This window comes from Flavobacterium sp. 316, assembly GCF_000967805.1.
GTDB lineage: Bacteria > Bacteroidota > Bacteroidia > Flavobacteriales > Flavobacteriaceae > Flavobacterium > Flavobacterium sediminilitoris.
Map to the genome: position 1 here is coordinate 395,987 of NZ_JYGZ01000002.1, position 18,536 is coordinate 414,522.

Below are 18,536 nucleotides of genomic sequence, written 5' to 3' on the forward strand. Positions count from 1 at the left end.
TTTTTTTATTATTATATTTTTGATACTTTTGAAGTATGAATAAATGGCAATCTTTTATTAAAGAATATCAAAATTACCTTAGATTAGAAAGAGGACTTTCTCTTAATACTATTGAGAACTATTCTTTTGATATTGAGAAGCTAGTGCTATTTCTTAAAGAAAATAATATTGATGAAACACCAATTACAATTCCAGAAGAGATTGTACAACAGTTTGTTTATGAAATATCTTCAAAAGTAAATGCAAGAAGTCAAGCAAGAATAATTTCTGGATTAAAAAGTTTTTTTAATTACTTAATTTTTGAAGATTATAGAACAGAGACTCCAATGGAATTGATAGAAGTACCTAAAACAGGTAGGAAATTGCCAGATACATTGTCTGTTGAAGAAATTGATAATTTGATAGCTGCAATTGATTTATCTACGCTAGAAGGAGAAAGAAATAGAGCTATTTTGGAAACTTTGTATAGTTGTGGATTGCGAGTTTCTGAATTAGTAACTTTAAAAATATCAGATTTGTTTTTCGAAGAAGGCTTTGTGAAAATTACAGGAAAAGGAGATAAACAACGATTTGTCCCTATTGGGAAAACAACAGAAAAATACATTACAATTTATAAAGAACAAATAAGAACTCAAATTAAAGTACAAAAAGGCTTTGAGGATACATTGTTTTTAAATAGGAGAGGGAAACAATTAACTAGAGCCATGATTTTTACTATAATTAAAGATTTAGTACCAAAAATAAATTTGAAGAAAAATATTAGTCCTCATACATTTAGACATTCATTTGCAACACATTTACTAGAAAATGGTGCCGATTTACGATCTATTCAATTAATGTTAGGTCATGAATCGATAACAACAACTGAAATTTATATGCATTTAGATCGAAAATTTTTGGCACAAGTTTTGAACAAGTTTCATCCAAGAAAATGAAACATATCACAAAATATTTTCTGCTATTATTTTTGTTTGATTTTCAGTGTTTTTATTTGTACCTTTCTTAGATAACCGCTATTAACCATGATTTTTGTACCAAAGAATAAACCAGAAGACTTAAATAGATTATATGAAAGTCTAATTAAGCAATTGCCAAATATAATATTTCAAATTAGAGTAACTTCTAAAAAAGATATTCATGTAGATTTTATCAGTAAGCCAATTGAATTTATATATCAATTTTCTATTGAAGAAGTTTTACATGATTCTTATAAGTTTGCGAAATATCGTATTTATGAGAGTGATTTAAAAATATTTATTGAATCATTCAATTATGCCGTTGATAATAATTCCAAATGGGAAGTCGATTTTCGTTTCTTATTACCTGATAGTAGTTATAAATGGATTCGAATAGAAGCTACTCCAAGAGGTATTGATAATGATGAGACTATTTTTTATGGTCTTTTGTCTGATGTAACAACCATAAAAGAACAAGAAATTCAGTTGCGAGTAGCAGATGAACGTTTTCATTTTGCTGTTCAAGCATCAGATCGAGGAGTTTGGGATTGGGATTTAATCACAAATAAAGTTTATTACTCTTCTGAATCCATGAAAATTTTAGAGCTTACAGAATCCGATTTGGTGGGTTCTCCTGAAAAATGGGATGAACGAGTGCATCCTGATGATAGAGCAGAGTATTATGGAAATATTAATCGTCATTTTGATGGGGAAATTCCTTTTTATGAAACTTGTCATAGAGTTATGTGTAATGAAAAGTATAAATGGATTTTAGATAGAGGAAAAGTAATTGAAAGAGATGATAAAGGGAAACCACTTCGTATTGTAGGTACTCATACAGATATTTCAGCACAAAAGGAAAAAGAACAAGAGTTGGTAAAAATGCTGGAAATTGTTAATACGCAAAACAATAAGCTATTAAATTTTGCACATATTGTTTCTCATAATCTAAGAACACACGCAGGTAATATTAAAATGCTTTTAGCGTTTTATCACAATAATACTTTTGGTTATCAAGAAACAATAGGAAATATAGATGCTGTGTCTAAAGAATTAAATGAAACGATTGAGAATTTAAATGATTTAGTTAAAGTACATACGCAAACTAATAAAGAATATGAATTATTAAGATTAACAGATTATATAGCTAGGATGTTATATATTTTAAATGATGATATTCTAAGTAAAAGAATTCATGTATTAAATGATGTTGATGTAGGTATTTATGTAAATTGTATTCCAGCTTATTTAGAAAGTATATTGTTGAATTTATTGACTAATGCAATTAAATATTCAGATGAAGGAAAAGAACAAATCATGATCTCGTTTTCTGTTGAAGAAATAGAAGGATATTATGTTTTAATTGTTAAGGATAATGGAGTAGGTATTGATATGAAATTGTATGAAACATCAATTTTTGGGTTATATAAAACATTTCATAATAGAGAAGATTCAAGAGGAGTTGGATTGTATATAACCAAAAATCAAATTGAGACTATGGGAGGAAAAATTGAAGTGGAAAGCAAATTAGGAGTAGGAACTACATTTAAAGTATATTTTAAGAAGTAGCGTTTTACGATTATATAAAAAAATACAGTGTAAATATTTACACTGTATTTTTTTTATAATTATGTTTTTTTTAAAAGTAAAACCCAATTCCAATTTGAAATACTGAGTTTTTTGAATCCGTATTTTTAATTACTTCATTAAAGCTATAAGTATACCTTCCTGAAATTAAAAAATCATCAATTTTGAGAGATAAACCAGCAGCTAATGCTGTGTCAAAGCTATTTACATCATCATTGGTAGAAGTGCTGTTTTCACTTTTTATCTTTTCATTAATTTTAAAACCAAATTGAGGTCCGGCTTCTACAGCAAGAACTCTACCTAAATGTATTTTTGCAAGAACAGGAACGTTTATGTAGTCAATTCTGTATTCTTGTTTGTAATTTGTGCCTAAAAGTCTAAAATTAGTTTCAAAACCTTGTCTTGAATATAGAACTTCTGGTTGTAATGATAAAACTTTGTTTATTAAAGGAATTTCGCTAAAAAAGCCAATGTAGTAACTTGTTCTAGGATCTGCTCCTTCATCAAAATTTCCTTTAGTAATCGTTGAAAAATTTAAACCACCTTTTATTCCATAAGTACCTTTATTATCTGATGAAGGTGAACTCACTGATGATTGAACTTCTTGTGCCGAACTATAATGTATTGAAAATAGTGTGAGGCATACATAAAAAACTTTTTTCATAAAAAATTAATTAAAGATTATACAATAATTTAATATTTTGTAAAGTAGTTATTTAGCAATATTAACAGCTCTAGTTTCTCTAATTACAGTAATTTTAACTTGACCAGGATATGTCATTTCGGTTTGAATCTTTTGTGAAATTTCAAACGATAAATTAGAAGCTAATTCATCTGAAACTTTTTCGCTTTCAACAATAACACGTAGTTCTCTACCTGCTTGTATTGCGTATGCACTTTTAACACCATTAAATCCAAAAGCAATATCTTCTAAATCTTTTAAACGTTGAATGTATGAATCTAACACCTGTCTTCTTGCACCAGGTCTTGCTCCTGAAATTGCATCACAAACTTGTATTATAGGTGAAATTAAAGATTTCATTTCAATCTCATCATGGTGAGCTCCGATAGCATTACAAACTTCTTCTTTTTCACCATATTTTTCAGCCCATTGCATTCCTAAGATAGCATGAGGTAGTTCACTTTCAGTATCAGGTACTTTTCCTATATCATGAAGTAAACCAGCTCTTTTAGCAAGTTTTACATTCAATCCAAGTTCGGCAGCCATAATTCCACATAGATTTGCTACTTCTCTAGAGTGTTGTAATAAATTTTGTCCATAAGAAGAACGATATTTCATTCTTCCTACAATTTTAATTAGCTCTGGATGTAAACCATGAATACCTAAGTCAATAACAGTACGTTTTCCTACTTCTATGATTTCTTCATCGATTTGTTTTTGTGTTTTAGCAACAATTTCTTCAATTCTTGCAGGGTGTATACGACCATCAGTAACTAATTTATGAAGAGCTAAACGTGCAATTTCTCTTCTTACAGGGTCAAAACAAGATAAGATAATTGCTTCAGGGGTATCATCAACAATAATTTCAACGCCAGTTGCAGCTTCTAAAGCTCTAATGTTTCTTCCTTCTCTACCAATAATTCTTCCTTTTACATCATCAGATTCAATATTGAAAACAGACACGCAATTCTCAACTGCTTCTTCTGTTCCAACTCTTTGAATAGTGTTTATGATTATTTTTTTAGCTTCTTGTTGTGCTGTCATTTTTGCTTCTTCCATTGTGTCTTGAATGAAAGACATTGCACTACTTTTAGCTTCTGCTTTTAAGCTTTCTACTAATTGATTTTTAGCTTCATCAGCAGATAAGCCCGAAATAACTTCTAATTGTTCAACCTGACTTTTGTGAAGTTTATCAATTTCTTGTTGTTTTTTCTCTAAATATTCAACTTTGTTGTTGTAGTCAGTGATTTTAGAATCGACTTCATCATTTAATTTTTTTGCCTTTGCTAATTCGCTAGATACTTGAGATTCTTTATCTCTAGTTCTTTTTTCAGCATCAGCCATCTTTTTATCACGAGACAAAATAACTTGTTCGTGTTCTGTTTTTAATTCTAAAAATTTTTCTTTTGCTTGAAGAATTTTATCCTTTTTTATTGACTCTGCTTCTGTTTTCGCATCTCTTAAAATTGAAGAGGCTTCTTTTTTTGCATTTTTAATTAAAGTGGAAACATTACTTTTTTCTAAAAATTTAGCAATTCCAAATCCTACTCCAATACCTACAAAAATTCCAATTATTATACTTATTATATCCATGTTGTTTTTAAAAATTATATATAAAAAAAGCCTACATTAGGTGTTTGTATAAACTCGTAAAGACAAGTTTTGAGCTAACTCGTATTTCAAGCTTCCCATTTAAGGGCTTGCTATAGTTACGAAGATTCACTCATTTTAATTTGTTAGTGTTGAGTTTATCAAATATATACTAATGTAGGCAGTATCTTTATTGTAAGAACGTATTTTTATTTTGAGAGTAACTCACTCAATTTCTTGTCTAAATTCTTTAAACGATTAAAGGATGATTCATAATCTTGTGAAACATCTATTTGCTTTTGTTCTGTTTGTGATGCAAATTGTAGTGCACACATTGCCAAAACATCTTGTTTGTCTCTCACAGCATAGCTTTGTTCAAATTGCTTAATCATAGTGTCAATTTTTTTTGAAGCACTTCGCAAGCCTTCTTCTTGCGACTCTTTTATAGTTAGAGGGTAAACTCTATCAGCAATTGATATTTTTATTTTTAATTTTTCACTCATGCTTTCTAATCCGAAAGTTGTGCTATGCAATAATCGATTTCTCGAATTAATGAATTTATTTTGAGTTTTGTTTCTCTTTTGTTTTCTTCGCTGCCTAATAGTGAATTTACCATTTTTAAATTATCTAATTGTTTATTAAGAGCGACAATCTCATCAGACTGTTGTTTTTGAATATTTTCAGAAACCTTAATTTTTTCTAATAATTCTATATTTCTCTTTTCAAGTTTTACTAACTTTTGGTTGAGCTTGAAAAATTTAATTTCAAGAGAATCAATTAGTTCAGACAATCCATTCATTAATGATATGATTCATTTCTATTTCTACAAAATTAATATTACTATTGGATAATAACAATACTTTTTAAAAAAAATTATATAATATTTTGTTTTTTTTATAATAATTTGGTTTTTAAGTAGTTATGAAATGCGTTTTTTCTTACGTATATTTGTGAGTAAATTTTTATTATTTTTAGCATTTATACAAAAAAACATGAAGAAGGTATTTTTATTTTTATTTTTATCAGCCATATCATATAGTCAGAAAGATTATCCTAAAGATTTTATTTCTCCATTGTCTATTCCATTAGATGTTTCTGGTTCTTTTGGAGAGTTAAGAGGTAATCATTTTCATTCAGGATTAGATTTGAAAACAAATAAAAAACAAGGACTTGATGTTTTTGCAGTAGCAGATGGTTATATTTCTAGAATTAAAATTTCTACTTATGGTTATGGAAAAGCAATATATATAACACACCCAAATGGTTATACAACGGTTTATGCTCATTTACAAAAGGCAAATGGAGTAATTGAAGAGTATATAAGAAAGACACAGTATAATAAGAAATCATTTGAAGTTGAAATGTTTCCAAGCTCTTCAGAATTACCTGTAAAGCAAGGTGATATTATTGCTTTTTCTGGAAACTCAGGAGGAAGTGGTGGTCCGCATTTACATTTTGAATTTAGAGAAACTAAGACTGAGAAAGTAGTTAATCCTTTAAGTTTTGGATTTAATAAATTAGCAAACGATACTAGGAATCCCTTTCTACAAGGAATTGTGGCTTATCCAATAGAAAATGCAATTGTAAATAAATCTAAAAAACCAATAGCTATTTCTTTTAATAAGCAAGCAGATGGGACTTATTTAGGGACTAAAGTAGTTACTAATGGTAAAATTGCATTTGGGATAAATGCTTACGATCATTGTACTAATCCGTATAATAGAAATGGATTATATAAAGTGAATGCATACTTAAATGGAGTTCTATATTATCAATATGATTTTGAAACATTTGCTTTTGCTGAAAGTAGATATATAAATAACTTAATCGATTATAATAGAATGAAGGAAATGGGACAAAAAGTACAAAAACTGTTTCATTATTCGGATTATCCTTTATCGGTTATAAAATTTAGTAAGAATAATGGAATTGTAGATGCTCAGCCAAATACTAACTATAATTATAAAATTGAGATTTTTGATTATCACAATAATAAAGCTACAATTATAATTCCAATAGAATTTCAGAATCAGGAAGAAGTGATTCTTAAAAAAGAAGAAGTGAAACCTTATTTTTTAAAATCTAGAGTAGAAAATAATTACACAAAAGAAAATGTGTCGGTCTATATTCCTGAGAATGCTTTTTATGATGATTTTAGTTTTGATTTTGATGTAAAAGATGGAGTTCTATCATTTTCAGAAGAGAATATTCCAGTGCATAAGAATATAACGATTACTTTTAATGATGTTACTGGCTTAACAGAAGAAGAATTGAATAAAACATTTATTGCTTCAGTAGAAGGGTACAAATTAGGATACAATAAGACATATAGAAAAGGAAATACATTTTCAGCAAGAGTTCGTTCATTAGAAAATTATAAATTAGCTCAAGATTCAATTTCACCACGAATTTACAATGTGAACTTTGTAGAAGGATCTAATTTAAAAAATCAGAAAACACTAAGTGTTTCAATTTCTGATAATCTATCTGGAATAGATACTTATAATGCTTATTTAAACGGGGAATGGATTTTAATGGAATACGATTATAAGACTAAAAAGCTAATTCACATGTTAAGTGATAATAAATATAAAGAAGGTAAGAATGATTTCAAAGTTATTGTGACAGATGATATGCAAAATTCAACTACCTTTGAATCACATTTTTTTATAAATAATTAAAAATTTAGATAATTGAAAAAGCTATTTTTTTTAGTGATTTTTTGTTTTTTTGAACAATTTATTGTTGCTCAGACAGCCAGAATCAAAGGTGTAATACTAGATGAATTTAATGCTCCTGTTGAAAACGTAAGTATAAAAGTAGGAGAAACAGGAACCGTTTCAAATAAAAACGGATTTTATTTGTTAGAAGTTCCCGCAAACAAGGAAATCACAATTGTTTTTTCACATGTTACATTTAAAAATACAGTTATTACTGTAACTCTTAAATCAAACGAAGATTTTGAGCTAAATCCTGTTTTGAATGCTAGAGTTACACAAATAGGAGAAGTTGTTGTAACTGGAAATAATAAAAAAAGAGTAGAAGGAATAACTACAATTGACCCTGTTATTATTCGTAAAATTCCAGGAGCAAATGCAGGAATTGAAAATATTATAAAAACACTTCCAGGAGTTTATTCGAATAATGAACTAAGTACATCTTATGCAGTACGTGGTGGAAATTATGACGAAAATTTAGTTTATGTAAATGAAATTGAAGTATATCGTCCGTTTTTAATTAGGTCTGGACAACAAGAAGGATTAAGCTTTACAAATACCGATATGGTAGAAAATGTTGATTTTTCTGCTGGAGGATTTCAAGCAAAATATGGAGATAAAATGGCTTCTGTTTTAGATATTACATATCGAAATCCTAAACGATTTAAAATAGGGTTAGAAGCTAGTTTATTAGGAGGAAGTTTAACGGCTGAAGCAGTTTCTAAAAATCAAAAATGGAGTAATATTACTGGTATTCGATATAGAGATAATAGTTTATTGGTTAACAGTCAAGAAACAGAAACTAATTTCAGACCAACATTTGCAGATATTCAAACCTTATTAAATTATAATGCTTCCACAAAATGGAGTTGGAGTTTTTTAGGTAATATTTCACAAAATAAATATAATTATCAACCTTTAACACGTCAAACTAATTTTGGAACAATAAGTGATCCAATTGCTTTGCTGGTGTTTTATGAAGGACAAGAAAAAGATGAATATTTAACTTTGTTTGGTGCTGTTAAATCTGTTTATCAATACAATAATAAGAATAAATTAAAATTTATTGCGTCTACTTATCATACTCAAGAACAAGAATATTATGATATTTTAGCTCAATATCGTTTAGGAGAAGTAGATTCAAATATTGGTTCAGAAACTTTTGGAGATGTTGTGTTTTCAAGGGGAATTGGTTCTCAATTAAATCATGCTCGTAATGATTTAGATGCTTTAATTTTTAATACAGAAGTTAAAGGTTTTCATGAATTAAATAAAAAAACTCAGTTAGAATGGGGTTTAAAATATACAAGAGAAGATATTAGAGATAGAATTGTAGAATGGGAAGTTGTAGATTCAGCAGGATTCTCTTTACCAGCTCCTATTTTAGATTATCAAAACGACCAACCTTATAATCCATATACAGGTCCTTTGGCTCCATATAGAAATGTAAGAGCTACAAATTTTACTACGATTAATAGATTTTCAGGTTATGTACAGTGGAATTATAGAGGTGAAATAGGAGAACATAAATATTGGTTAAATGCAGGAATTCGTGGACACCAATGGCAAGTTTCAGGGGAAAATATCAATGGAGATAGTCAGTTTACTTTTTCACCAAGAGTACAATTTGCAATAAAACCAAATTGGGAGAAAGATATGTTGTTTAGGATTTCAGGTGGAATGTATAATCAACCTCCATTTTATAGAGAATTGCGTGATTATAATGGAGTTGTGCAACCAAATGTTAAAGCTCAGAAATCATTCCATTTAGTCTTGAGCAATGATTACAGTTTTAAAATTTGGAACAGACCTTTTAAATTACTGAATGAAGTTTACTATAAAAACATATCAGATGTAAATACATATACAATTGACAATGTTAGAATTCGATATAGAGCCGATAATAATGCAAAAGCTTATGTTTACGGGTTTGACGCTCGTTTAAATGGAGAATTTGTGCCAGGAACAGAATCGTGGTTTAGTTTTGGATTTTTAAAAACAGAAGAAGATTATAATAATCAAGGGTACATTGCTCGTCCTACAGATCAACGATTGAAATTTGGATTATTATTTCAAGATTATATGCCGAATATTCCAAATGTAAAAGTTTATTTGAACTTAGTTTATAATACAGGATTACCAGGAGGTTCACCATCTTATGCAGATCCTTATGATTACCAATTGCGTTTAAAAGACTATAGAAGAGCAGACGCAGGATTTTCTTATGTGTTTAAAGATGCAGGAATTGAGTCTAATAAAACATGGTTAAAACCTTTTAGTGAATTTTCATTAGGATTAGAAATTTTTAATCTGTTTAACAATCAAAATGCAATAACGAATACTTGGGTAAGAGATGTATATACAAAATCTCAATATGGAATTCCAAACTTTATGACTACTCGTGTTTTTAATATAAAGTTAATTGCTAGAATGTAAATTATAACCATTCAAAAAATTACTATATTTGACAATAACTTTCAAACTATGAAGTTGCTTTACGAAAAGACTATGAGTGTAATTTAAAGCAAAGCATAACGGTTGAAAAACAAATAATTAACAATATATGAAAACGATCTTGCGTAATATTCCTTTTTTGGTTATTCTCCTATTGGTAAGTTGCAAAGAAGAAAAGCAAACACCAAAGGTAATTTATGAAGAAGTGAAAACGATTATTGAACCTAAAAAAGTAGATACATCTTCTATAAAAATTGCCGATTTACCAATACTTATGGAAGGAACTAATTATTTGATTCATCCAGTAGGAGATGTTAGAGTATATGATGATTATAGTAAAGTATATGGATCTAGTAAAACGAATCAAGTAAGTTATGCTATTTCAAATTACAATCGATTTGAATTAACAGGTTATTTTGAAAATTTAAAATTTCAACATATCGATTCTATAAATGTAAAACCATTAACAGAAGATAAAATTCAAATTCAAACAGTAACCTATTTGAATACAATTGCTGAAAAAACTAGAAAACAAATTTTAGTGTATACACTAGTAGATGATGATACAAATAAAGATGGGAAAATAGATCAAAACGATATTAAATCATTATATCTAAGCTTAATTGATGGTAGCGATTTTGTGAAAATTTCCGAACCACTTCAAGAATTAATAGATTGGAATATTATTGAAACTCAAAATCGTTTATATCTAAGATGTATAGAAGATATTAATAAAAATGGCGCTTTTGACAAGAAAGATAAAGTGCACTATCATTTTGTGAACCTTTTAGCAGACGATTGGAAAGTAGAAGAGTATATGCCGATTTAGAAATAGTTAAATCAAAATATCACTTTCTAAATCCGATTTTTCAATAGTAATGGCATAGCCCAACTTTTGAACCATTTCAATTACTAAATTTTTATACCAATTTTCACTTTTTGGATGAATGTAGATTTTTTCAATAAGTTGATTAATATCTACATCAATTTTTAAACCATCATTGATTGAAATTTTAGAGTTGCTAACATCAGAAATTATTCTAATTTCCCTTTCATATTGAAAACTTTTACGTTTAAATAAAAAGGGAAAAAAAGTATCATCAAAAGGAATGTATTCTTTCTTATAATCAATATAATTTACTTCACCAATATATTGTTCAAAATGCTTTTCAGACTTTAAAGCTTCTTTAATTCTTCCTATTGTTGATTGAATTGCTAAACCTTCGTTATTTTTTGTAAAAATTTGCCACATGGCAAAAGATTCATATTCATTTGCGTGCCAACTGCTAATTACAACTTTTTCTCTGTGAGATTTGTAGTAGTCTAAAAACTTAGGATTATTAACTGCAATTTTCTTGATTTCTTCAAAAGTAGGCTCAGAAAAAGTACCTTCATATTGATCTTCAAATTTATCAGAGCGCGACATGAAAAGTTTTTTAGATAAGAGCATATCTAAAAATTTAGATAAATCTAAATATTTCCAGACTATGGTTTCTGGGTTATCAGTTAACTTTATATCTGGACTATTTAGAAACATAATTTTTAAAAATAAAAAATCTCAATCAAATTTAAGTAAATTTAATTGAGATTTGTCTTATAAAAACGATTAAGTTTTATTCAAATGATTGTAAATTAACTAAATTAGCATAAGTGCCATTTTTAGCTAATAGCTCAGTATGAGAACCTTGTTCTACGATTTGACCTTTTTGCATTACAACAATAGTATCTGCTTTTTGAATGGTTGAAAGTCTATGAGCAATTACAATTGAAGTTCTGTTTTGCATCATGTTTTCTAGTGCAATTTGTACTAATTTTTCACTTTCAGTGTCTAAAGCAGAAGTAGCTTCGTCTAAAATCATAATAGGAGGATTTTTTAAAACAGCACGAGCAATAGATAAACGTTGTTTTTGTCCACCTGAAAGCTTTCCACCTGCATCGCCAATATTAGTCTCAATACCATTAGGTAAATCTTTTATAAACTCATAAGCATTAGCAATTTTTAAAGCTTCAATAATTTCTTCATTTGTAGCATTTGGCTTACCTATTAAGATGTTGTTTTTTATTGAATCGTTAAATAAAATAGAGTCTTGTGTTACTAATCCCATTAAATCTCGTAAAGCATGAATATCCCAATCTTTAATGGATACGTTATCAATACTAATATCTCCATCTTGAATGTCATAGAAACGAGTTAGTAGATTAGCAATAGTACTTTTTCCACTTCCTGATTGACCTACAAGTGCAATCATTTTCCCTTTTGGAACATTTAATGTGAAATTTTCTAGGACTTTTTCTTCGTTGTAAGCAAAATTAATTTTTGAAATAGATATTTTATCTTCAAAAGATTTTTTTATGAATGCATTTTCTTTTGATGTAATTGTATTTTCTTGTTCTAAAATTTCTAAAACCCTATCTGCGGCAGCCATTGATGATTTTAATGTATAATTAGCTTTAGAAATAGCTTTTGCAGGAGTTAGAATACCATAAGCTAATAGCATGTATCCAATGAAATCAGTTCCCTTTAAAGATTCATCAATTAAAACCATTTTCCCACCATACCATAATAATGTTGCAATTACTACAATTCCTAAAAACTCACTTAATGGAGAAGCTATATTGTTTCTATTTAATAAGCTATTAGAAAAATGATATAATTTATTAGCTGAATCTGTAAATTTATTTTTGAAGTTATTTTCAGAATTATAACTTTTAATTACTTTTAATCCAGATAAAGTCTCGTCTAGTATAGAAAGAAAAATACCTGATTCTTGTTGAACTTTACCAGATTTACGTTTTAAACTTTTACCTAATTTTGAAATGATTATTCCTGATAAAGGAATAAATATCATGACGAAAATAGTTAATTCAACACTCATAGAGAACATTATTATTAATGTTATAATGATGGTTAAAGGTTCTTTAAAGATGATTTCAAGTATTGATAAAAAAGAAAATTGTACTTCACCTACATCATTTGTCAAACGTACCATTACATCTCCACGGCGCTTTTCTGAATAAAAGCCAAGAGGTAAATGGATTACTTTTTTATATAAAGCAATACGTAAATCTTTAAGCGTTCCGTTTCTTAAAAATGTAACATTATATACAGCTAGATAATTAAAAATGTTTTTTAATAAAAAAGTAGAAATAACTAATGCTATCATTATAAGTAATGCATTTTCTGGACTTGAAGCTTTTGCAGTAGTAATGCTATAATCTAAATAATTTTTTAAAAAATCTTTAATTTCAAATATTGATGTATATACGGGTTTTTTGTATACTTTATTAGTAGTGTCAAACATAACGTCTAACATTGGAATTAGCATAACAAAAGACAAGGCATTAAATAATGCATATAGTATATTGAAAAATATGTTAAGAAATGCAAATCGTTTATAAGGAAGTGCAAATTTTAAAATTTTGTAAAAGGTGCTTTTTTTCATCTAGGTTAATTGCATTTCAGCAATGATATTTTTAATTTTATTATCAAGCTCTTGCTCAATGATATTGTATTCTTCAATTGAAGGTAATTCGGTATTTACACTAAAATAAAACTTAATTTTTGGTTCAGTTCCACTAGGTCTTGCGCAAATTTTACTTCCATCTTCTAAATAATAAATTAAAACATTCGATTTTGGAATTGTAATGTCGTATGTTTCATTACTCATCAAATCTAGTGCTTTTGAACTTTGGTAATCTTCAATACAAACTACACGTTGTTCATTAATTTCTTTTAGAGGATTTTCACGCAAATTAATCATCATTTGCTTAATTTCATTAGCACCTTCAATTCCTTTTTTAGTAATTGAAATAAGGTGTTCTTTATAAAAACCAAAATCTAATGATAAATTGATTAATTCTTTAAATAGTGAACTTCCTGAAGCTTTTGCTTGAGCGGCAATTTCACATACTAATAAAATAGCAGCTACTGCATCTTTATCTCTTACTGCATCACCTACCATAAAACCAAAACTTTCTTCTCCACCACCTATGAATTGTTGATTTGGGAAATCTTTGATAAATTTTGCAATCCATTTGAAACCAGTTAATCCAACTTTACATTCAACACCATAAGCCGATGCTAACTCTAGCATTAATGGAGTGGATACAATAGTCGAGCCAATGAATTCATTTCCTGTTAATTTGTCAGTTCTTTTCCATTGTTCTAATAAAAAAGCAGTCATTATAACCATGGATTGGTTTCCATTAAGCAATTTCATCTTTCCATCTAAATCGCGAACAGCAACACCTAATCGATCACTATCAGGATCTGTTCCTACAACAATGTCAGCATTTATTTCGTCAGCTAAATTTAAAGCCATTGTTAAAGCTTCTGGTTCTTCAGGGTTTGGAGATTTTACTGTAGGGAAATTTCCATCTGGAACAGATTGCTCAGCTACAATATTTACATCGTTATATCCTGCTTTTGCTAAGACACTTGGAATTGCTTTAATAGAAGTTCCATGTAAAGAAGTATAAACAATTTTTAAATTATCTTTTGCTAATTGAGGAGTATTAAAACTTGCATTTTCAACTGTAGATTGCCAAAAAGCCTCATCAATATCATTATCAATATATTCAATCAAAGTTTCATTTGCTTCAAAAAGAATATCACTATATTTTAAGTCTTCAATAATTTGTATTATTTCTAAGTCTTGAGGTGGGACTAATTGACCTCCATCTTGCCAGTATACTTTGTATCCATTGTATTCTGGTGGATTGTGTGAAGCTGTTAAAACAATTCCTGCATGACATTTTAAATAACGAACAGCAAATGATAATTCGGGAGTTGGTCTTAATTCTGAAAATAAATATACTTTAATACCATTAGCGGAAAAAACATCAGCAACAACTTTGGCAAGAGTATCACTATTATGACGACAATCATAAGCAATAACAACTTTTAGTTCTTCGCCTACGAAACTTTTCTTTAAATAATCCGATATACCTTGTGTGTTTTTTCCTAATGTGTATTGGTTGATTCTATTTGTACCAACTCCCATGATTCCTCTCATTCCACCTGTTCCAAATTCTAGATTTTTGTAAAAGCAATCCTCAAGTTCTTTAGGAGAAGAAGTCATCATTTCAGTTATAGATTCCTGTGTTTCTTTATCAAAAACAGGAGTCAACCACTCGTTTACTTTATTTAAAATGTTTTGATTTATGTGCATAATCTATTTTTTGAAACTATCTCTGATTATTCATTAATATTCTTAACATATGAAAATAAAGTAGATTAATAAATAATCAGAGCTAATTTTATTCTATTGTTTTAGATATTTTATATCTTTCTTCGTTATTTTTTGTTCTTAAAATAATTTCTCCCAAAAATCCAGCTAAAAATAATTGAGTTCCTATTGTCATACTTGTAAGTGCTATATAAAATTGAGGTCTGTTCGTAATTAGTCTAGATTTTGTGTGAATAAAAACCTTGTCAATACCTAAATATAAGGCAAGACAAAATCCAATTATAAACATAATAGAACCTAATAAGCCAAATAAATGCATTGGACGTTTTCCAAATTTTGACAAAAACCAAATAGTTATTAAATCTAGAAAACCGTTTATAAAGCGACTCATTCCAAATTTAGAACTTCCGTATTTTCTTGCTTGATGGATTACTACTTTTTCTCCTATTTTACTAAATCCAGCATTCTTTGCTAAAACAGGAATATATCGATGCATTTCGCCCGAAACTTCAATGTTTTTAACAACTTCATTTTTATAAGCTTTTAATCCGCAATTAAAATCATTTAATTTTACTCCAGACGTTTTTCTTGCTGCCCAATTGAATAATTTAGAAGGGATATTTTTAAATAGAACTGAATCATATCTCTTTTTTTTCCAACCCGAAATTAAATCATAGTTTTTATTCGTAATCAAGTCGTATAATTCAGGGATTTCATCTGGACTATCTTGTAAATCTGCGTCCATAGTTATAATAACGTCTCCTTTTGCTTTTGCAAAACCAGCGTGAAGAGCTTGACTTTTGCCATAATTTTTTAAAAAACGAATACCTTTTACACTATTATTGCTTTTTGAAAGTTGTTGAATAGTTTGCCAAGAATCATCTGTGCTACCATCATCTATAAACAATATTTCATAAGAAAAGTTATGACTAGTCATAACTTTCACAATCCAATTGTGTAATTCGGGTAACGATTCTTGTTCGTTTAATAAAGGAATAACTATGGATATATTCATTTAGAATTGTTCTTTTGGTTTACTTTTGAAAATTGCAGCTAAAATTAGTCCAAAAAGAGCACTAAATATAATGCTAAATGCAGATCCTTTTATTTGAGGTACAATGTCAAATTGATTTTGTTCTTCCATTTTTTCAACAGCTTCTTTTATAGTAGCTGTAGGTGTATTGAATTTTTTCAACATATTTACTTGAAATTCAATTAGGTGTTCCTGAACAGTGTCTTTGGCTTCAGTATCAATGAAATTAAATAATAAAATATTAAATAAAACTGAAATTACAATTCCTATTACAGCAGATAAAAAATAAGTTGTAAAAGCATCTTTAAATGAGAAAATACCACCTAATTCTTTTTTTGTTTTCATTAGCATATAAATTCCAATTCCAACATATATAGCAATGCTTGCAATTCCAATCCACCAAGCAGTAAATAGTTTTAGGTCTATTAAATAAATAGAAGAAGTAATTAAAACAGATATTACACCTGTTACAATTCCAAAAGTAATCGCATTCTTTTTAATAATTTCGTTCATGGTTAGTTTGTTTTAATAGTTTACAAATATAGAAATAATAAAGTTTGTCTTATTAGTATAAAAAAAATAAAAAAAGTTACAGGAACGCTTGTAAATTAAAAATTTAGTGTAAATTTGCACTCTGAAAATAAAAGATTATAAACTAAAAGGTTATAAAGCGTTTACACCTTTTTTACTAAAATAAAAAAGCCGCGAAGCAATTTATAATCACAAATAAAAAAGATTTACAAAATGCAAAAAGGAATTCACCCAGAAAATTACAGATTAGTAGCTTTCAAAGACATGTCAAACGAAGACGTATTTATTACTAAATCTACAGTAGAAACTAAAGAAACTATCGAAGTTGATGGTGTAGAATACCCAGTATTCAAAATGGAGATTTCTCGTACTTCTCACCCTTTTTACACAGGTAAATCGAAACTTATTGATACTGCTGGACGTATTGATAAATTCAAAACTAAATATGCAAAATTCGATAAAAAATAATCGAATTTTTATAGATATAAAGAAACCTTCCAATTTGGAAGGTTTTTTTTATGTCTTAACTTTTCTATATTTACTTTCAAACTTTGTAACTTTGAGACTTTCAAACTAAATAATTATGAACTATATACTTTTTGACGGAACGGTTCGCAATGCATTACTTCCGTTTACTTTTACTCGACCTGTTGCTGATATTCGAGTAGGAATTTTAACCATTAGAGAAAAATGGGAAAAATATTTAGGATATACAACTACAACATTAACAGAGGAGTATTTAATGGAAAAGTTTCCAATGGTGGAAATGGAAGAGAATATTATGATTAATGCTTCTTTTTTGCCAAATGAAGTTTTAGTTGAAATGATTACTAATTTGGAAAAAAATCAAGCTGTTATTTCAGGAGAAGAGATTATTGCTTTTTATTCAAATGATACTCAAGAAGAAGTCGATTTTGATGAATATGAATTAATTGATTATGATGAAGATGTTTTAAGAATTGAAAATACATGGGATATTTTTGCTAAAAATGATACAGCTATTCGAGAAGATTTTCAACTTCTTACAGGAGATAGATATTCACAGCCAATTCCTAAAAGCGTAAATGTGATTTCTCCCGAAAATATTTTTATTGAGGAAGGAGCAAAATTAGAGTTTGTAACACTAAATGCATCAACAGGACCAATTTACATTGGTAAAAATGCAGAAATAATGGAAGGTTCTGTTATTCGTGGACCATTCGCATTATGTGAAGAAGCACAAGTAAAATTAGCAACAAAAATATACGGAGCCACTACAATTGGACCACATTGTAGAGTTGGAGGTGAAGTTAATAATTCTGTTATGTTTGGTTATTCAAACAAAGGGCATGATGGATTTTTAGGAAATGCAGTTTTAGGAGAATGGTGTAATATTGGAGCGGATTCTAATAACTCAAATTTAAAGAATAACTATGAAGAGGTTCGCTTATGGAGTTATGAAACTGAAGGATTTGCAAGAACAGGATTGCAATTTTGTGGTTTAATGATGGGAGATCATAGTAAATGTGGGATTAATACTATGTTCAACACAGGAACTGTTATTGGTGTTTCTACTAATATTTTTGGTTCTGGTTTTCCGCGTAACTTTGTGCCAAGTTTTTCTTGGGGCGGAGCTTCAGGCTTTACAACCTATTTAACTAAAAAAGCATTTGAAGTAGCAAAAGTTGTAATGAGTCGTCGTCATGTTGAATTTACAGAACAAGATGCAAAAATATTAGAACACGTTTTTGAAGAAACTAAAAAATGGAGAAAAGAATAAAAAGAGGTATTATTTAAAATAAAAAAGAGAAATATAAC

General features: G+C 28.5%; 16 protein-coding genes. 7 read left to right on the top strand and 9 right to left on the bottom strand.

What is annotated here, in order from left to right; genetic code table 11:
* The first annotated feature begins 35 nt into the window (after positions 1-35).
* On the top strand, positions 36-935 hold the full coding sequence (xerD, locus tag SY27_RS05365; protein ID WP_045967924.1) for a site-specific tyrosine recombinase XerD: 900 nt from the start codon (positions 36-38) through the stop codon (positions 933-935).
* Positions 936-1,022: 87 nt separating this feature from the next.
* Positions 1,023-2,525, top strand: coding sequence for a PAS domain-containing protein (locus SY27_RS05370; RefSeq protein WP_045967926.1), 1,503 nt, complete (start codon positions 1,023-1,025; stop codon positions 2,523-2,525).
* A 70-nt stretch (positions 2,526-2,595) separates the two neighbouring features.
* Here SY27_RS05370 and SY27_RS05375 read toward each other — a convergent pair whose 3' ends face one another.
* The 4 genes from SY27_RS05375 to SY27_RS05390 form a co-directional block, all read right to left on the bottom strand.
* Complete coding sequence (locus SY27_RS05375; RefSeq protein ID WP_045967927.1) at positions 2,596-3,207, bottom strand: porin family protein; 612 nt, start codon at positions 3,205-3,207, stop codon at positions 2,596-2,598.
* 48 nt (positions 3,208-3,255) lie between these two features.
* Positions 3,256-4,818: a ribonuclease Y gene (gene rny / locus SY27_RS05380; RefSeq protein WP_045967929.1), complete on the bottom strand. Its 1,563-nt coding sequence runs from the start codon at positions 4,816-4,818 to the stop codon at positions 3,256-3,258.
* 206 nt (positions 4,819-5,024) lie between these two features.
* On the bottom strand, positions 5,025-5,318 hold the full coding sequence (locus SY27_RS05385; protein WP_045967931.1) for a cell division protein ZapA: 294 nt from the start codon (positions 5,316-5,318) through the stop codon (positions 5,025-5,027).
* 5 nt (positions 5,319-5,323) lie between these two features.
* Positions 5,324-5,614, bottom strand: a complete 291-nt coding sequence (locus SY27_RS05390; RefSeq protein WP_045967933.1) for a hypothetical protein — start codon at positions 5,612-5,614, stop codon at positions 5,324-5,326.
* Positions 5,615-5,807: 193 nt separating this feature from the next.
* Here SY27_RS05390 and SY27_RS05395 point away from each other — a divergent pair, with 193 nt between their 5' ends.
* From SY27_RS05395 to SY27_RS05405, 3 genes are all read left to right on the top strand, one after another.
* On the top strand, positions 5,808-7,496 hold the full coding sequence (locus tag SY27_RS05395) for a M23 family metallopeptidase (protein WP_045967935.1): 1,689 nt from the start codon (positions 5,808-5,810) through the stop codon (positions 7,494-7,496).
* Between the two features lie 12 nt (positions 7,497-7,508).
* Entirely contained in the window at positions 7,509-9,968 is a 2,460-nt protein-coding gene (locus SY27_RS05400) for a TonB-dependent receptor (protein WP_045967937.1), read from the top strand.
* Positions 9,969-10,095: 127 nt separating this feature from the next.
* Positions 10,096-10,815, top strand: a complete 720-nt coding sequence (locus SY27_RS05405) for a hypothetical protein (protein ID WP_045967939.1) — start codon at positions 10,096-10,098, stop codon at positions 10,813-10,815.
* Positions 10,816-10,821: 6 nt separating this feature from the next.
* Here SY27_RS05405 and SY27_RS05410 read toward each other — a convergent pair whose 3' ends face one another.
* From SY27_RS05410 to SY27_RS05430, 5 genes are all read right to left on the bottom strand, one after another.
* Positions 10,822-11,523, bottom strand: a complete 702-nt coding sequence (locus tag SY27_RS05410) for a hypothetical protein (protein WP_045967941.1) — start codon at positions 11,521-11,523, stop codon at positions 10,822-10,824.
* Positions 11,524-11,599: 76 nt separating this feature from the next.
* On the bottom strand, positions 11,600-13,429 hold the full coding sequence (locus SY27_RS05415; RefSeq protein ID WP_045967943.1) for an ABC transporter ATP-binding protein: 1,830 nt from the start codon (positions 13,427-13,429) through the stop codon (positions 11,600-11,602).
* The gene (locus tag SY27_RS05420) at positions 13,430-15,157 is read right to left on the bottom strand and encodes a phospho-sugar mutase (RefSeq protein ID WP_045967945.1); all 1,728 of its coding nucleotides are present in this window, start codon (positions 15,155-15,157) and stop codon (positions 13,430-13,432) included.
* Positions 15,158-15,245: 88 nt separating this feature from the next.
* Positions 15,246-16,190 (bottom strand): glycosyltransferase family 2 protein, encoded by a 945-nt coding sequence (locus SY27_RS05425; RefSeq protein ID WP_045967947.1) that lies wholly within the window; start codon positions 16,188-16,190, stop codon positions 15,246-15,248.
* A complete protein-coding gene (locus SY27_RS05430; protein WP_045967949.1) occupies positions 16,191-16,721 on the bottom strand; it encodes a DUF4199 domain-containing protein in 531 nt (176 codons plus the stop codon).
* A gap of 231 nt (positions 16,722-16,952) precedes the next feature.
* Between SY27_RS05430 and SY27_RS05435 the strand changes: the two genes are divergently transcribed.
* Both SY27_RS05435 and SY27_RS05440 read left to right on the top strand, forming a co-directional pair.
* Positions 16,953-17,207 carry a type B 50S ribosomal protein L31 gene (locus SY27_RS05435; RefSeq protein ID WP_045967951.1) on the top strand — a complete coding sequence of 85 codons (255 nt, stop codon included), beginning with the start codon at positions 16,953-16,955 and terminating at the stop codon, positions 17,205-17,207.
* A gap of 115 nt (positions 17,208-17,322) precedes the next feature.
* A complete protein-coding gene (locus SY27_RS05440) occupies positions 17,323-18,498 on the top strand; it encodes a GlmU family protein (protein ID WP_045967953.1) in 1,176 nt (391 codons plus the stop codon).
* Positions 18,499-18,536: the final 38 nt, after the last annotated feature.

Coding starts and splice junctions, on each gene's coding strand:
- xerD (WP_045967924.1), top strand. CDS start 36: ATGAATAAATGGCAATCTTTTATTAAAGAATATCAAAATTACCTTAGA.
- SY27_RS05370 (WP_045967926.1), top strand. CDS start 1,023: ATGATTTTTGTACCAAAGAATAAACCAGAAGACTTAAATAGATTATAT.
- SY27_RS05375 (WP_045967927.1), bottom strand. CDS start 3,207: ATGAAAAAAGTTTTTTATGTATGCCTCACACTATTTTCAATACATTAT.
- rny (WP_045967929.1), bottom strand. CDS start 4,818: ATGGATATAATAAGTATAATAATTGGAATTTTTGTAGGTATTGGAGTA.
- SY27_RS05385 (WP_045967931.1), bottom strand. CDS start 5,318: ATGAGTGAAAAATTAAAAATAAAAATATCAATTGCTGATAGAGTTTAC.
- SY27_RS05390 (WP_045967933.1), bottom strand. CDS start 5,614: ATGAATGGATTGTCTGAACTAATTGATTCTCTTGAAATTAAATTTTTC.
- SY27_RS05395 (WP_045967935.1), top strand. CDS start 5,808: ATGAAGAAGGTATTTTTATTTTTATTTTTATCAGCCATATCATATAGT.
- SY27_RS05405 (WP_045967939.1), top strand. CDS start 10,096: ATGAAAACGATCTTGCGTAATATTCCTTTTTTGGTTATTCTCCTATTG.
- SY27_RS05410 (WP_045967941.1), bottom strand. CDS start 11,523: ATGTTTCTAAATAGTCCAGATATAAAGTTAACTGATAACCCAGAAACC.
- SY27_RS05415 (WP_045967943.1), bottom strand. CDS start 13,429: ATGAAAAAAAGCACCTTTTACAAAATTTTAAAATTTGCACTTCCTTAT.
- SY27_RS05420 (WP_045967945.1), bottom strand. CDS start 15,157: ATGCACATAAATCAAAACATTTTAAATAAAGTAAACGAGTGGTTGACT.
- SY27_RS05425 (WP_045967947.1), bottom strand. CDS start 16,190: ATGAATATATCCATAGTTATTCCTTTATTAAACGAACAAGAATCGTTA.
- SY27_RS05430 (WP_045967949.1), bottom strand. CDS start 16,721: ATGAACGAAATTATTAAAAAGAATGCGATTACTTTTGGAATTGTAACA.
- SY27_RS05435 (WP_045967951.1), top strand. CDS start 16,953: ATGCAAAAAGGAATTCACCCAGAAAATTACAGATTAGTAGCTTTCAAA.
- SY27_RS05440 (WP_045967953.1), top strand. CDS start 17,323: ATGAACTATATACTTTTTGACGGAACGGTTCGCAATGCATTACTTCCG.